The organism is Vreelandella sulfidaeris (genome assembly GCF_042429665.1).
Lineage (GTDB): Bacteria > Pseudomonadota > Gammaproteobacteria > Pseudomonadales > Halomonadaceae > Vreelandella.
The window spans coordinates 174,247-189,053 of record NZ_JBHMAC010000003.1; the positions used below are offsets into that span (position 1 = coordinate 174,247).

The 14,807-nt window shown below is 56.0% G+C and carries 15 protein-coding genes; 13 read left to right on the top strand and 2 right to left on the bottom strand.

Annotated features, from left to right (window positions below; all coding sequences use genetic code 11):
• Positions 1-8: 8 nt before the first annotated feature.
• Entirely contained in the window at positions 9-1,277 is a 1,269-nt protein-coding gene (locus tag ACFFLD_RS02385; protein ID WP_386036091.1) for a malic enzyme-like NAD(P)-binding protein, read from the bottom strand.
• 354 nt (positions 1,278-1,631) lie between these two features.
• A complete protein-coding gene (gene rpmE / locus ACFFLD_RS02390; RefSeq protein WP_087105934.1) occupies positions 1,632-1,847 on the bottom strand; it encodes a 50S ribosomal protein L31 in 216 nt (71 codons plus the stop codon).
• Between the two features lie 19 nt (positions 1,848-1,866).
• Between rpmE and ACFFLD_RS02395 the strand changes: the two genes are divergently transcribed.
• The 13 genes from ACFFLD_RS02395 (at position 1,867) to tatC (ending at position 14,713) form a co-directional block, all read left to right on the top strand.
• Positions 1,867-4,239, top strand: a complete 2,373-nt coding sequence (locus ACFFLD_RS02395) for a primosomal protein N' (protein ID WP_386036095.1) — start codon at positions 1,867-1,869, stop codon at positions 4,237-4,239.
• A 123-nt stretch (positions 4,240-4,362) separates the two neighbouring features.
• Positions 4,363-6,048 (top strand): arginine--tRNA ligase, encoded by a 1,686-nt coding sequence (gene argS, locus ACFFLD_RS02400; protein WP_386036098.1) that lies wholly within the window; start codon positions 4,363-4,365, stop codon positions 6,046-6,048.
• Positions 6,049-6,051: 3 nt separating this feature from the next.
• The gene (locus ACFFLD_RS02405; protein WP_386036101.1) at positions 6,052-6,780 is read left to right on the top strand and encodes an SPOR domain-containing protein; all 729 of its coding nucleotides are present in this window, start codon (positions 6,052-6,054) and stop codon (positions 6,778-6,780) included.
• Between the two features lie 138 nt (positions 6,781-6,918).
• Positions 6,919-7,452, top strand: a complete 534-nt coding sequence (gene hslV / locus ACFFLD_RS02410; RefSeq protein WP_386036104.1) for an ATP-dependent protease subunit HslV — start codon at positions 6,919-6,921, stop codon at positions 7,450-7,452.
• 51 nt (positions 7,453-7,503) lie between these two features.
• Entirely contained in the window at positions 7,504-8,826 is a 1,323-nt protein-coding gene (gene hslU, locus ACFFLD_RS02415) for an ATP-dependent protease ATPase subunit HslU (RefSeq protein ID WP_386036107.1), read from the top strand.
• An 81-nt stretch (positions 8,827-8,907) separates the two neighbouring features.
• The gene (locus tag ACFFLD_RS02420; RefSeq protein ID WP_386036110.1) at positions 8,908-9,291 is read left to right on the top strand and encodes a gamma-butyrobetaine hydroxylase-like domain-containing protein; all 384 of its coding nucleotides are present in this window, start codon (positions 8,908-8,910) and stop codon (positions 9,289-9,291) included.
• A 175-nt stretch (positions 9,292-9,466) separates the two neighbouring features.
• Entirely contained in the window at positions 9,467-10,222 is a 756-nt protein-coding gene (ubiE, locus tag ACFFLD_RS02425) for a bifunctional demethylmenaquinone methyltransferase/2-methoxy-6-polyprenyl-1,4-benzoquinol methylase UbiE (RefSeq protein ID WP_386036113.1), read from the top strand.
• A gap of 34 nt (positions 10,223-10,256) precedes the next feature.
• Entirely contained in the window at positions 10,257-10,913 is a 657-nt protein-coding gene (locus ACFFLD_RS02430) for a ubiquinone biosynthesis accessory factor UbiJ (RefSeq protein ID WP_386036116.1), read from the top strand.
• Complete coding sequence (ubiB, locus tag ACFFLD_RS02435; RefSeq protein ID WP_386036119.1) at positions 10,910-12,532, top strand: ubiquinone biosynthesis regulatory protein kinase UbiB; 1,623 nt, start codon at positions 10,910-10,912, stop codon at positions 12,530-12,532. Before ACFFLD_RS02430 ends, ubiB begins: the two co-directional genes overlap by 4 nt.
• A gap of 111 nt (positions 12,533-12,643) precedes the next feature.
• Positions 12,644-13,015: a phosphoribosyl-ATP diphosphatase gene (locus ACFFLD_RS02440; RefSeq protein ID WP_386036361.1), complete on the top strand. Its 372-nt coding sequence runs from the start codon at positions 12,644-12,646 to the stop codon at positions 13,013-13,015.
• 115 nt (positions 13,016-13,130) lie between these two features.
• Positions 13,131-13,424: a Sec-independent protein translocase subunit TatA gene (gene tatA / locus ACFFLD_RS02445; protein ID WP_386036122.1), complete on the top strand. Its 294-nt coding sequence runs from the start codon at positions 13,131-13,133 to the stop codon at positions 13,422-13,424.
• 3 nt (positions 13,425-13,427) lie between these two features.
• Positions 13,428-13,925 carry a Sec-independent protein translocase protein TatB gene (tatB, locus tag ACFFLD_RS02450; protein ID WP_386036125.1) on the top strand — a complete coding sequence of 166 codons (498 nt, stop codon included), beginning with the start codon at positions 13,428-13,430 and terminating at the stop codon, positions 13,923-13,925.
• Entirely contained in the window at positions 13,922-14,713 is a 792-nt protein-coding gene (gene tatC, locus ACFFLD_RS02455) for a twin-arginine translocase subunit TatC (protein WP_386036128.1), read from the top strand. Before tatB ends, tatC begins: the two co-directional genes overlap by 4 nt.
• Positions 14,714-14,807 lie beyond the last annotated feature (94 nt).

Consider the following 14,807-nt stretch of genomic DNA (forward strand, 5'->3'; position numbering starts at 1 on the left):
CAGTAACGTTAACCGTAGACATCCTCGATGGAGGTCAGCGGATAATGGGCCGGATACGGCTTGCGGGCCACGCCCGAGTCAACCGCGGCCTGAGCCACTGCCGAGGAAACCCGCGCCAACAAACGAATATCCACTGGTGTGGGAATGATGTACTCGCGACCAAAGCTCATTTCGGTGCGCTCGTATGCGTCCAACACTTCTTGCGGCACCGGTTCGCGAGCCAAGTCTTTAAGCGCATGTACAGCGGCCAGCTTCATCTCTTCGTTAATACGGGTAGCACGAACATCAAGCGCACCACGGAAAATAAACGGAAAGCCCAACACATTGTTAACCTGGTTCGGAAAGTCCGACCGACCGGTGGCCATGATCACATCCGGGCGTGCTTCACGGGCAACATCCGGGTGAATTTCCGGGTCCGGGTTGGTGCAGGCGAAAATCACCGGATCAGGCGCCATCGTTTTGACCTGCTCGGCAGAAAGCAGCCCCGGGCCTGAAAGACCGATAAACACATCCGCGCCGTTGATCGCATCATCCAAGGTGCGCATATCGGTATCACGCGCGAACTCGGCTTTATATTCATTAATGCCTTCGCGGTCGGTATGAATAACCCCGCGTCGGTCGAGCATGATCAGGTTATCTTTGCGCGCACCGCAAGAGATCAGTAATCGCATGCAGGCTATTGCCGCTGCGCCAGCGCCCATGCAGACAATCTTAACGTCTTCGATTCGCTTGCCAGCAATATCCAACGCATTCAGCATACCGGCCGCCGTCACAATGGCGGTACCATGCTGGTCATCATGAAACACGGGAATGCTACAGCGCTCAATAAGGGCTTTTTCTATTTCAAAACATTCCGGCGCCTTGATGTCCTCAAGGTTAATACCGCCCCAGGTATCGGCAATGCGCGCCACGGTATCGATAAACGCCTGAGGGTTTTCTGCATCTACTTCAATATCGACAGAATTAATGCCAGCAAAGCATTTAAACAATACGCCTTTCCCTTCCATGACCGGCTTGCTCGCCAACGGCCCCAGATTTCCCAGCCCCAGGATAGCGCTACCATCCGAAATCACAGCGACCAAGTTGCCTTTCCCGGTATAGCGGTAGGCGTTTTCTGGCTCCTGAGCAATCTCTCGCACTGGCTCAGCCACGCCAGGGCTATACGCCAACGCCAAATCCCTTGCCGTCTGGGTGGGTTTGGTTAACTCCACCGACAGCTTACCGGGGATCGGTTTGGCGTGATAATCCAGCGCAGCCTGCTTATTTGCATCCGTCATCGTCAGAGTCCAGTTAACATACAGTAGATAAGTAACTTCAGAATATAGAAAAAAACTAGGCGCCTCAAGCGCACCGTCAACCCAAAAAGAAACGCTCGTTTAAGCGCTTTTTAGCTTCACATTCATTGCATTTGACAGCTATTTACTGAAACTTATGCATGGACGCTCTAGCTATAACGCTTTCCTTATTACTGTGCTGCAGCATTAATGGAAAATTTTTCCATTAATGCACCAACTTACCACGCTTTCTTCAGCACACAAAAAACCCACGCCGAGGCGTGGGTTTTGCACAAACACGATACTTAACGAACGTTCCCGTCAAGCACGCGCTAGCGGCATGGCTAATCGTGAGGATTAACCGCGCTTAACAGCAGCGCCGAAACGCTTGTTGAAGCGCTCTACGCGGCCACCGGTGGTCGCTTGCTTCTGCTTACCAGTGTAGAACGGGTGGCAGTTGGAGCATACGTCCAAGGAAAAGTCCTGACCAGAAGTAGAACCAACCTGGAAGCTAGCACCGCAAGAACAGTTAGCGGTGACCGTGTTGTAATTCGGGTGGATACCTTGTCTCATATTGAACCTCATCAGCTATATGCCGCCACCTGATCTTGTGCCAGGCACCGCATATGGGTTTGGAAAAACTACTAACCGGTTACCCGCTTCATCGTTAAGATTGAAAGCGGTCGCATATTATAGCAAAACTCATGCCGGAGGCCAATTGGCTGACTCTTTTTCTTCGCAGACGCCGCCACAGACACTACCTCTGATACTCAAAGTAGCGCTACCGTCACCGCTGCGCCGTCTGTTCGACTACTTACCCGCCGCCCTGACGCCTACCTGTGGTTGGCAGCCGGGACTAAGGGTGCGCGTGCCTTTTGGGCGACGCGAGGTGGTCGGCGTCATCGTTGAAGTGACCCACCACAGCGAGCTTCCGACCACGCAGCTACGGCCCATTAGCGAGACATTGGACGACGCACCACTACCAGCCGACTGGCTCTGGCTATGCCGTTTTGCTGCCCGCTACTATCAACATAGCTTAGGCGATACCCTCCATCACGCGATGCCTGCGCGACTCCGTCAGGGTCATCCTATGGCGGGCCGTACGCATACGCTTTGGCTCGCCCAGGGAGAAGACGCAGAAGAAACATTAAGCCGTGCGCCCAAGCAAGCCGAGCTTTATGCGTTGCTGCACCAACACCCCCATGGTCTACCTAGCCGAGCGGTGAGCGCCCATGGCTTTAGCCGCGACCAGCTGTTGGCGCTGGAGAAGAAAGGCTTGGCCACGTCGATGGAGCATATTCTCACCGCTCCCTCCCCGCCCAGCGGTAATTTACTGGCCACGCCAGCGCTCCCCCTTAACCGCGAGCAGGCAACGGCCCTGGCTGCCCTGCATGAAAAACTTGATGGCTACCACCCCTGCCTGCTGGAAGGCGTTACGGGGAGTGGTAAAACGGAAATTTACCTGCAATTGATTGAAGCGGTGGCGGCCAAGGGGAAACAGTCACTGGTGCTAGTACCGGAAATTGGCCTGACCCCACAGACCCTGGCGCGCTTTAGAAGTCGTTTTCGGGTGCCGGTGGTGGCGCTACATTCAGGCCTTACCGACCCAGAGCGCCTGGATGTCTGGGAGGCCGCCGCGAGTGGCCGCGCGCTGATTATTATTGGCACGCGCTCAGCGATTTTCACTCCCCTAGCCAACCCCGGCTCGATCATTGTCGATGAAGAGCACGACGGCTCCTACAAACAGCACGACGGGTTACGCTACCACGCTCGCGACTTGGCGGTTACGCGGGCGCACTACCATCGCATTCCGCTGCTGATGGGCAGTGCGACACCTTCGCTTGAGAGCCTGCACCAGGCGCTTTCTGGCAGCTACCGTCATCTTCGCCTGACCCAGCGCCCTAGTCGCCACCCCCCCGCCAAGCTAGAGCTAATCGATTTGCGCCATCAGCGCCGCCAAGGCGGCTTACTACCGGGGGCAATCAAGGCCATTAAAAGTACCTTAAGCGCGGGTAAGCAGGTGCTGATTTTCATCAACCGGCGCGGTTTTGCACCCACGCTTGCCTGCCATGCCTGCGGCTGGATGGCCGAGTGCGGGCAGTGTGATGCGCGCATGACCCTGCACCGCCAGCCCCCGCTACTCGCTTGCCATCACTGCGATAGCCGGCGTGCACTGCCAGATGCCTGCCCTGAGTGTGGTAGCGGCGATCTCCGTGCGCTCGGCAGCGGCACCGAGCGCACGGAAGAAACCCTTCAGACGCTATTTCCCAAAACCACTGTCCACCGCATCGACCGGGATAGTACGCGGCGTCGGGACAGCTTTGAGCAGGTACTCAAGGAGATTCAACGCGGCGAGCCGTGCGTGTTGGTCGGCACCCAGATGCTGGCCAAAGGCCATCACCTGCCCCATGTAACGCTGGTCGTGGTGGTGAACGCTGACGGCGGTCTCTACGCCGCTGACTTTCGCGCCCTGGAGCACAGCGCGCAATTGCTTGAGCAGGTGGCCGGCCGCGCTGGACGTGCCGCTCACCCTGGCCGGGTATTGGTGCAAACGCTACATCCGGATGATCCTCATTTGGGCCAGCTCGCCGAACACGGCTACGCGGCGCTCGCGCGCAACATGCTCGAAGAGCGGCGTATCGCCCAACTGCCGCCGTTTTGCTTTATGGCGCTGCTGAGAATTGAAAGCCCACGAGAAGAAGCCGCCTTAGCCATGGCGCAACAGGCCGCTCAGGCGCTGCGACAGTGGTTAAAAGAGTCCCGCGTGGCCACGCGCTGCCTGGGACCGGTGCCAGCACCGATGGAAAGACGCCAGAATCGCTACCATATGCATGTCATGATGGCCGCTGATAAGCGCAGCCAACTTCACCCCGCCGTTAGCTGGCTGGTGCAGTGGCTGGAGGCAAATCGCGAGGCACGCAAAGTGCGCTGGTCGATTGATATTGACCCGCAAACACTCGCTTAGCACAGCCTGTTTCGTAACATGGCTTTGAAACTGCGGCTCAATTGCCGATAATAGCCGCTTTATCGACGCGCCTTCACGGGTGCGCGTTAGCACACGCCGCCACCGACGACACCGGATACCTACATGAAAGATACGATAGTTTCTCTGCTCGAAGGCGCGGTCGCCGCGCTCAAGCACCAAGGCGTGCTGCCGAACGATCTTCAGCCCACCATCAAAGTAGACCCGACCAAAGACAAGGCGCACGGCGACTACGCCACTAATTTGGCGCTCATGTTGGCCAAACCAGCAGGCATGAATCCACGTGAGCTGGCCACGACGCTGGTTGCTGCGCTACCTGACAGCGACGCGATCCAAAAAACGGAGATTGCAGGCCCGGGCTTTATCAACTTCTTCGCGTCCGCCGATGCCGCTGCGCAAATTGTGGCCCAAGTGCTGGACTGCGGCGATACCTTTGGTCGCAGCCTGATCGGTAAAGGCGAGAAGGTGCAGGTCGAGTTTGTGTCTGCCAACCCGACCGGGCCGCTACACGTGGGTCATGGCCGTGGTGCGGCGATAGGTGACTGCTTATGCCGTCTGCTCGAAGCGACCGGTTATGACATCACCCGTGAGTTCTATTACAACGACGCTGGCGCCCAGATTACCAATTTGGCTCGCTCAGTTCAGGCGCGGGTGAAAGGTCTCGGCCCTGACGATGCCAGCTGGCCGGAAGATGGCTACCGGGGTGAGTACATCATTGATGTCGCCAACGACTATGTCGCGGGCAAAACGGTTAGCGCCGATGATCGTGAAGTTACCGCCAAAGCCGACCCAGAGGACCTAGCGGCGATTCAGGCGTTTGCCGTGGCATGGCTGCGTCGCGAGCAGGACCTGGATCTAAAAGCATTTGGCGTCGAGTTTGATGTTTATTTCCTGGAATCGTCACTCTACGAAGATGGCAAAGTCGAGGCCACGGTTGAAAAGCTGATGGCCGCAGGCCATACGTATGAGGAAGATGGCGCCATGTGGCTGCGCACCACCGATTTTGGCGATGACAAAGACCGTGTCATGCGCAAACGTGAAGGCGGCTACACTTACTTCCTGCCCGACGTGGCCTACCACCTGGATAAGTGGCAGCGCGGCTTTAAAACCGTGATTAACGAGCAAGGGGCGGACCACCACTCTACCGTCACCCGCGTTCGCGCTGGGTTACAGGCGCTCGAAGTCGGCATTCCCAAGGGCTGGCCTGACTATGTCCTTCACCAGATGGTCATGGTTACCCGCTCAGGCGTCGAAGTAAAACTCTCCAAGCGGGCCGGAAGCTACGTCACCGTGCGCGACCTGATCGATGAAGTCGGCCGCGATGCCACGCGCTTTTTCCTCGCCGCACGCCGCGCCGACTCTCAGTTGACCTTTGATATTGACTTGGCCCGCTCGCAGTCGAACGACAACCCGGTGTACTACATCCAGTACGCTCACGCACGGGTATGCAGCATGCTGCGCAAAGCCGAGGAAGCCGAGCAGCCGTTTGACCATGCAATCGCGCTGGCCAACCTGGCGCTGCTGGATAGCGATCAAGAAAAAGCCGTATTGAACCGCCTGGCACGCTTTCCTGAGGTCGTGGACACGGCCGCCAAAAACCGCGAACCGCAGCAAATCGCTCAGTATTTGCTTGATTTGGCCGGCGACTTCCATACCTGCTACAACGCCGTCAAAGTGATGGTAGACGATGACACCCTGCGCAATACCCGCCTAGCACTAGGGCTCGCGACCCGCCAAGTGCTGCGTAACGGGCTCGACTTAATGGGTGTTAGTGCCCCTGAGGAGATGTAACCCATGGCTAGCCCGCGTAAAAAGCCCACTCGCCGCGGGGCTACCTCGCAGCGCAAGTCAACCCGCGCCTCTAGCGGAGGGTTTCGCCTTCCCGGCTGGCTATGGGGGCTTGCGGGGATGGCGGCGGGTTTCTTTTTGGCTCAACACCAGCACGGCACCGCCCCCTGGCAAGAGCAGAGTGACGCTCCCCAGGCAACGGTACTTTCAAAGCCTGCCGACAGCGAAGAGCGTGCTGCCGCCCGGGAAACCGAGCAGGCTGCCGAACCGTCGATGCCCACCTTCGAGTTTTATACGCTACTGCCTGAGACCGAAGTCATTGCACCGGGCGTTACCCTGCCTTCCAACGTGGTTCGCCCTGAGCCTGCCGCGCAGGTAGCCGATAGCGATGCGGACGCCAATGCGACTGACGACCCTATCGCTCAAGTCATTGCCGCCAATACGCGACCAGAAGATCAGGTGTCGACCGCCCAAGTGAATGAAGCGGCGACCAATACACCGGCCCGCTATATGCTGCAGGCAGCCTCCTTTCGGGAAGCAAGCGACGCTGAACAGCTACGCGGGCGGCTGCGCAATTTGAGCCTGCTGGCGGAAATTAGCGAAGTACAGGCCGACGGCAATACCTGGCACCGCGTTCAAGTAGGCCCTTATGATGACACCCGAGAGCTTAACCGCGCCCAGGATTTAATGACTACCCAAGGTATTGAGCCACTGCTCATCCAATTACAGCGCTGATAATCCTTCACCTAATGCTTGCGGGCGGTTGATTTTTTATCAGCCGCCCGCATTTTGTTTGAAATCGCTTTTTTTTACGGCCGCCCAGGGCGGCCGATCAGTCATCGGGAGCACGTATCCCCCCAAGGAGTTATCTCCATGACCACCATTGTCTCCGTTCGTCGCGGTAATCAAGTCGCCCTCGCGGGTGATGGTCAAGTATCACTGGGCAATACCGTAATGAAGGGTAATGCCAGTAAAGTACGCCGCCTTTATCGTGGCAAAGTGCTGGCCGGCTTTGCCGGGGGCACTGCGGATGCATTTACGCTATTTGAGCGCTTTGAAGCACAGCTTGAAAAGTATCAGGGCCACCTCACCAAAGCCGCAGTGGAACTCGCCAAAGACTGGCGCACCGACCGTGCGTTGCGTCGCCTGGAAGCATTGCTGGCGGTTGCCGACCACAGCGCGTCGCTGATCATTACCGGTAACGGTGATGTGGTCGAGCCTGAGCGCGGCATCATCGCCATTGGTTCGGGTGGCAACTTCGCCCAGGCCAGCGCCCGGGCACTATTAGAAAACACCGAGCTGTCGGCGCGGGATATAACCGAAAAATCGCTAGCCATCGCTGGTGATATCTGTGTATTCACCAATCACCACGTGACGCTAGAAGAGCTGTCGATTGACGATCGCTAATCCACTCTCGCGATCTTCAACCGCGCTCAACGGACATTAAGGTTACCTTTTATGACTCAGATGACACCTCGCGAAATCGTACACGCCCTGGACCAATACATCATTGGTCAGCAGGATGCTAAACGTGCCGTTGCAATCGCCCTGCGTAACCGCTGGCGCCGGATGCAGCTGGATGACGATCTTCGCCCTGAAGTGACGCCTAAAAACATCTTGATGATCGGCCCCACCGGCGTGGGTAAAACCGAAATTGCCCGGCGTCTTGCCAAGTTGGCCAAAGCGCCGTTTATCAAGGTCGAAGCCACCAAGTTCACCGAAGTGGGCTACGTTGGCCGTGATGTAGAATCCATTATTCGTGACCTGATGGAAGCGGCGATCAAAATGGTGCGCGAACAGGCCAAGGAAGAAGTCAGCCATCGCGCCGAAGATGCCGCCGAAGACCGTGTGCTCGATGCACTTCTGCCCCCGCCGAGAGGCCAGGAAGATAAGCCTCGTGAAGAGAGCGGCACCCGCCAGAGCTTCCGCAAAAAGCTGCGCGAAGGCCAACTCGACGATAAAGAGATCGATATTGAAATCTCCGCTCAAGGCCAGGGCATCGACATCATGACCCCGCCGGGCATGGAAGAGATGACCAGCCAGCTGCAGAGCATGTTCTCCAACATGGGCCAACAGAAGCGTGAAAATCGCCGGGTGACGGTCAAAGAGGCGCTCGTTCTGCTGCGCGACGAGGAAGCAGGCAAGCTGGTGAACGAAGAGGAGATCAAATCCCGCGCGATCTACTCGGTGGAACAGCACGGCATCGTGTTCCTGGATGAGATCGATAAAGTGGCCAAAGGCAGCGGCCAATCCAGCGGTGGTGAAGTGTCTCGCGAGGGGGTTCAGCGCGACCTTTTGCCGCTGATTGAAGGCTCCACCGTATCGACCAAGTATGGCATGGTCAAAACCGATCATATTCTGTTTATCGCCTCGGGCGCCTTCCATCTATCGCGCCCGTCGGATCTGATCCCTGAACTTCAAGGGCGCCTGCCCATCCGCGTGGAACTGGATGCGCTGACACCCAATGACTTCAAGCGCATTCTCACCGAGCCTTCAGCCTCGTTGACCAAGCAGTACCAGGCACTACTGGCCACCGAAGGGCTAGACGTTGAGTTCACCCCGGACGGTATCGAGCGCATTGCGCAGATTTCCTGGCAGGTGAATGAAGGCACTGAAAACATTGGTGCCCGCCGGTTGCATACGGTCATGGAGCGGCTGCTGGAAGAGGCCTCGTTCAGAGGTGGCGATATGGAGAGCCCGCTAATGATCGACGGTGATTATGTTAACGCTCAGCTTGGCGAGTTGGCGGTCGACGAAGATCTGTCGCGCTATATCTTGTAAGCACTTGCCGACCTTTATATAGACTTAGCGGGGCGTAGGCGGTGATGATCCCCTACGCCCTGTTTTTTTTGGAGGTTCATCATGACCGCTCCTACCCCGACACAAGTGCACTATCACAAGCAGGCCCGCGAGCTGGAACTTGGCTACGCCACGGATGAACACTACCGGCTGCCGGTAGAGTTGTTGCGCGTCTACTCCCCTTCCGCCGAAGTGCGTGGTCACGGTGGCGACTCGGCCGTGCTGCAGGTAGGTAAAAAAGACGTCGGCCTACAAAACATCACCCAGGCGGGCAACTATGCGCTGAAGCTACACTTCGATGATGGTCACGACAGTGGTCTGTTTAGCTGGAACTATTTATATGATCTGGCGACGCATCAAGACGCATACTGGAACAACTACTTGCAGCGTTTAAACGAGGCGGGTGCCTCGCGAGAGCCTGCCGGTATTCAGTTCAAGCAACTATGACCCACTGACTATGACCCACTGGTTAAGTAATCATGATCGACTGATTCAGACGTCTCCTCACAGAAGCCGGGCAGACAAGCCAGGGTGGACAAGGCTACAATAACGCTACTCTATTTACTCGCGTCGATCTTGAGATCGATTTGATATCGCCTCGAACTCGGGAGCTACTTGCCCAATGAGCCCCACAGAAAAGCGCACCACCGACTTTGGTTTTCAAGAAGTCCCCATTGATGAAAAAGCCTCGCGAGTGGCCGATGTGTTCCATTCAGTGGCTGCCCGCTACGACGTTATGAACGACCTGATGTCGATGGGGATTCACCGACTCTGGAAGCGCTTGACCATTGAGCGCGCAGGCGTGCGCCCCGGCCATCACGTCCTCGACATCGCCGGTGGCACGGGCGATTTAACCCTTAAATTTTCGCGTCTGGTCGGCCCGCGGGGCAAAGTAGTACTGGCCGATATCAACGCCTCGATGCTTAAGGTCGGCCGCGATAAGTTGATGGATAACGGCGTTGGCGGCAACGTCGAGTATGTTCAGGCCAATGCCGAAAAGCTGCCGTTTCCGGATAACAGCTTCGACTGCATCACCATCGCCTTCGGGCTGCGCAACGTCACCGATAAAGACGCCGCATTACGCTCCATGGCGCGCGTGCTTAAACCCGGTGGCCGGCTGCTGGTGCTTGAGTTCTCAAAGCCCAATAACCCGCTACTTTCCAAAGCATATGATGAGTACTCTTTCCGCCTGCTGCCCAAAATGGGCGAAATGGTCGCCGGTGATGGTGAAAGCTACCGCTACCTGGCAGAGTCTATCCGTATGCATCCTGACCAGGAAACCCTCAAAGGCATGATAGAAGCCGCGGGGCTTGATCGGGTCGAATACACCAATCTAACCGGCGGCATCGTTGCGCTGCACCGTGGCATCAAGTTATGACCCGAGCCATAGAAACGCTAACCAAGAGGTCAGCATGCTGGTAACCCCGACCCTGCTGTTGGCCGGTTGTGAACGCACGCTCAATGCCTTGCTCGCCCGCGACCCGGCAGCCCCTTCACGGCTGGCGGCGTTAGCGGGTAGCCGTTTACTGGTGCGGCTGGAGCAACCCCATCTGGAACTGATCATTCACTATCATTACGCCGGACTCGACTTGATGCGCAGTGACGGCACCGATGAAACCGATGTGGATGCGGTAGTGGAGCTCACCCCGGAAACATTTTCAGAGTGGCTTAGCGGCGCCTCTATTGAACGACTAATGTTTGACGGCAAACTGGCCGTTCGTGGCCGGATTCAGTTGCTTGAGGCGACCCGCGACTTGCTTTTCGATCTCGACCTTGACTGGGAAAGCGAACTGGCCCGCTGGCTGGGTGATATGCCTGCCCACTCGCTCGCCGAAGGCTTACGGCGGGCCGCTCGCTGGGGGCTACGGGCGAAAGATGAGCTGATGCAGGATGTATCAGAGTATGTCTTTGAAGAAGCACGCCTACTCCCAGGCCGCCAGCAGCGCAACGTTCTGCGCGAGTACCTGACCGATCTAGAAATAGCCACCGACCGCCTTGAAGCACGGTTTCAGCGCTTACAGCGTACTCTGGCAAAACAGCAGACCACTACTCAGGAGTCACATCCATGAGCCTGCGCCTGCTACGGATAAGCTGGGTGATTACCCGTCACCGCCTGGACACACTGCTGCCATTGGCACGTCTGCCCTGGTGGCTTCGGTTTCTGCTATGGTTTTCACCGCTACGCTTAATGCCTATCGGCAAACGCTCCAGAGGAGAGCGTTTACGCTTGGCGTTAGAAGCGCTTGGGCCAATTTTCATCAAATTCGGTCAAATGCTATCGACCCGCCGCGATCTACTGCCCCCCGATATTGCCGATGAGCTGAAACGGCTGCAGGATCAGGTGCCGCCCTTCCCTGGCAATCTTGCCATCGCCCGAGTCGAGAAAGAGCTTGAGATGTCGCTGGCGGAGGCATTTGCCGATTTTGACCATGTGCCGCTAGCCTCTGCGTCAATAGCCCAGGTCCACGCTGCTCGCCTTCACAGCGGTGAAGACGTGGTGGTAAAAATCATTCGTCCCAGCATTGACCGCATCATGCGTCAGGACATGGCGCTGATGTATCAGGTTGCCAAGCTGCTTTCCAAGGTGCCCGAGGCGCGCCGACTTCGCCCGGTAGAGGTTATTCGCGACTATGAGTCCACGCTATTTGATGAGTTAGACCTCTACAAAGAAGCGGCTAATACCTCGCAGCTAAAGCGTAACTTCAAAGATTCCCCCCTGCTGTTTGTCCCGACGATTTATTGGCCCTTCACGCGGCGCCATGTCATGGTGCAAGAGCGCATTCGCGGCATCCCAGTCGCCGATTTGGAGACGTTGATCGCCCGGGGCACCAACCTGAAAAAACTTGCCGAGCGTGGCGTTGAGCTCTTTTTCACTCAGGTATTTCGGGATAATTTTTTCCATGCGGACATGCACCCAGGCAATATCTTCGTCAACTGCGACAATCCCGAGGATCCGCAATATATCGCCATTGACTGCGGTATTGTCGGCAGCCTGACAAGAGAAGATCAGGACTATTTGGCGCGCAACCTGCTAGCGTTTTTCCATCAGGACTATTATGAAGTGGCCGCGTTGCATATCGAGTCCGGCTGGGTGGGAGAAAATACCCGCGCCAACGAATTTGCGGCGGCTATCCGAACCGTATGCGAGCCGATATTAGAAAAACCGCTAAAAGATATTTCGTTTGGTCAGGTACTGCTGGGGCTATTTCAAACCGCACGGCGCTTTAATATGGAAGTGCAGCCACAGCTGGTGCTGCTGCAAAAAACGCTGCTGAATATTGAAGGCCTCGGCCGCCAACTTTATCCCGAGCTGGATCTCTGGAGTACCGCCAAACCCTATTTAGAGCAGTGGATGAAAGAGCGCGCCGGCGTTAGCGGCTTATGGGAATCACTCAAGCGTCAAGCGCCCGAGCTTTCGCATCAGTTGCCGGAGCTACCCGTGCTGGCCCACCAGGCACTTAGCCGCATGGAACATGAACACCGTCAACGCCACCAGCAGGTTGACGCTATCCACGCCATGCGCGTGCAAATGGCCCGTCAGGGCAAGCGTCTTTATCGTCTACGTATTGGTTTAATTTTGCTGGCGATAGCCCTAGCCTGGCAGCCCTTGAGCGGCTGGGTTGAACTCCAGGAGTGGCCGGTACTGGCGGCTGCCGCGATTGGCTTACTGCTGCTGGTATGGCAATAACGTGGCGCATTAAACGTTAAAAGGATTCTCATGGACAGCAAGCCAAAATCGCCTAACCTTTCATCCACCAATGGCGTATCTGAAAACGGTACAGCTAAAAAGGAGGCATCAATAGACGCTCTTTCCAGCAACAAACGATCGACGAATACGGCCCATGTGCTGGATACTCTCAATGACGTACTTGCCCAGCGGCGCCATGCGGCAGTGGAAGATTCTTATGTTGCCTCCTTGCATCATAAAGGCTTGAACAAGATACTCGAAAAGGTGGGTGAAGAAGCCACTGAAACGCTGCTGGCCGCAAAAGATGCCCAGCATGGTGGCGAATCTGAACGCCAAGCATTAATTTCTGAAACTGCTGATCTATGGTTTCATAGCTTGGTAATGTTATCTCACTTAGACTTGGATCATCATGCTGTTCTAGAAGAGCTGGCACGGCGTTTTGGCATTTCTGGGCATGATGAAAAAGCCTCTCGTCAGTCGTAATCGCGCGTGATAACGACAGCCGAATGGCAGCGACAACATTAGTATCAACGATGTGAATAGCGTCGATGTTAATAGCAACACTCGAAAGTTAACCTGCTCCCATGAGGAAACGCATATGTTAGGTGGTATTAGTATTTGGCAGTTGCTGATTGTTCTGGGCATTATCATCCTGGTTTTCGGCACCAAAAAACTGCGCAATGTGGGCACCGACCTAGGCGGGGCGGTTAAAGGCTTCAAGAAAGCCATGCACGATGAAGAAAAAGACAAAGAAAACGAAAAAGACGATGCTGGTCAGCCTCATGCCAAGGTGAGCCATGATGAACCTGGCAACACGTACGACGTTAAAGCGGAAGAGAAGCAACCCGCCGATGGCCGCACCACCGACGTCCGTAACGAAGAGCGCAAATAAACCATGCTGGATATCGGCTTTCTTGAACTGATGCTTATTGGTGTCGTTGCGCTGTTGGTACTTGGCCCGGAGCGACTGCCTCGCGCGGCCCGCACAACAGGCATGTGGATTGGCAAAATCAAGCGCACGGTATCCGGTATGCAGCGTGAAATCAGCGCCCAGCTGGAAGCTGAAGAGCTGCGTCAAAAGCTCAACGAGCAGCAGCAGAAGCTCGACAATAGCTTGAGAAAAGCCAAACTGGACGTAGAGAGCATCGCCGATACCTCTACTAACAGTAACGCTGGGCGATCAACGGCCTCCTCCACCGACGCGTCACAGCGCGATACCGAGCAGCGCGTTGCCAAGGCCGCTGCTCGCTTGGATGATGCCCTGGATACGGTACACGAAGAGCCACCGTCGTCCTCGTCAGCGCCCGACTCGACCGCGCACTCCCCCACGTCTGAACCTGATACGACTGACGTTACAAAGGCTGAATCAACCAAGGACCGACATCACCAATGAGTATGCCTGGCGAATCAAAGGAGCCGCGTGAAGAACAAAACCAAGCCCCTCTCATTGAACATCTGATTGAGCTTCGCTCACGGCTGATGCGCGCCGTGATAGTGATTGTAGTGGTCTTTTTGGGGCTCTATTCGTTTGCAAACGATATCTATACCTTTGTTGCCGAGCCGTTAATGGCCCTGCTGCCCGAAGGTTCTCAGATGATCGCCACCGAAGTGGCTTCACCGTTCTTGGCGCCGTTCAAACTGACCCTGGTGGTCGCGATATTCATCGCTATCCCCTTCGTATTGCATCAGGCATGGGCATTTATCGCGCCCGGGCTTTACGATAACGAGAAAGCGCTGGCCATTCCCATTCTGGTATCCAGTATTGCGTTGTTTTACGGTGGCGCAGCGTTTGCCTATTACGTCGTGTTTCCGCTGCTGTTTGAGTTCTTTACTCAAACCGGGCCGGAAAACGTAGCCGTCATGACCGACATTAACCAATATTTGAACTTCGTGCTGAAGCTGTTTTTTGCCTTCGGTATCGCGTTTGAAATCCCCATCGCGACTTTTTTGCTTATTTTATCTGGCGCTACCTCTGTGGAAAGCCTGTCTAAAAAGCGCCCTTATATACTGCTGGGTTGTTTTGTTGTGGGCATGCTAATGACCCCACCCGACGTTATTTCCCAAAGCCTGTTAGCAATACCTATGTACTTGCTTTACGAAGTAGGATTGCTGTTTGGCCGCCTGGTACGCAAACGCAGGGCCGAACAGGAAGCTGCCGAGGAGCAACAAGCCGACCGTTAGTTCTGACGCTTGTTTCGTAGCCATTTAAAAGCCGCCGCCATCAATGATGGCGGCGGCTTTTTATAGGTTCACAGCGTATATATTCCCGCTGCGG

What these genes read in the sequence shown, in the direction of transcription:
- rpmE (WP_087105934.1), bottom strand. Translation starts at nt 1,847, where the DNA reads ATGAGACAAGGTATCCACCCGAATTACAACACGGTCACCGCTAACTGT.
- argS (WP_386036098.1), top strand. Translation starts at nt 4,363, where the DNA reads ATGAAAGATACGATAGTTTCTCTGCTCGAAGGCGCGGTCGCCGCGCTC.
- hslV (WP_386036104.1), top strand. Translation starts at nt 6,919, where the DNA reads ATGACCACCATTGTCTCCGTTCGTCGCGGTAATCAAGTCGCCCTCGCG.
- ubiE (WP_386036113.1), top strand. Translation starts at nt 9,467, where the DNA reads ATGAGCCCCACAGAAAAGCGCACCACCGACTTTGGTTTTCAAGAAGTC.
- ACFFLD_RS02430 (WP_386036116.1), top strand. Translation starts at nt 10,257, where the DNA reads ATGCTGGTAACCCCGACCCTGCTGTTGGCCGGTTGTGAACGCACGCTC.
- hslU (WP_386036107.1), top strand. Translation starts at nt 7,504, where the DNA reads ATGACTCAGATGACACCTCGCGAAATCGTACACGCCCTGGACCAATAC.
- ACFFLD_RS02405 (WP_386036101.1), top strand. Translation starts at nt 6,052, where the DNA reads ATGGCTAGCCCGCGTAAAAAGCCCACTCGCCGCGGGGCTACCTCGCAG.
- ACFFLD_RS02385 (WP_386036091.1), bottom strand. Translation starts at nt 1,277, where the DNA reads ATGACGGATGCAAATAAGCAGGCTGCGCTGGATTATCACGCCAAACCG.
- ubiB (WP_386036119.1), top strand. Translation starts at nt 10,910, where the DNA reads ATGAGCCTGCGCCTGCTACGGATAAGCTGGGTGATTACCCGTCACCGC.
- ACFFLD_RS02395 (WP_386036095.1), top strand. Translation starts at nt 1,867, where the DNA reads ATGCCGCCACCTGATCTTGTGCCAGGCACCGCATATGGGTTTGGAAAA.
- tatB (WP_386036125.1), top strand. Translation starts at nt 13,428, where the DNA reads ATGCTGGATATCGGCTTTCTTGAACTGATGCTTATTGGTGTCGTTGCG.
- ACFFLD_RS02420 (WP_386036110.1), top strand. Translation starts at nt 8,908, where the DNA reads ATGACCGCTCCTACCCCGACACAAGTGCACTATCACAAGCAGGCCCGC.
- tatC (WP_386036128.1), top strand. Translation starts at nt 13,922, where the DNA reads ATGAGTATGCCTGGCGAATCAAAGGAGCCGCGTGAAGAACAAAACCAA.
- tatA (WP_386036122.1), top strand. Translation starts at nt 13,131, where the DNA reads ATGTTAGGTGGTATTAGTATTTGGCAGTTGCTGATTGTTCTGGGCATT.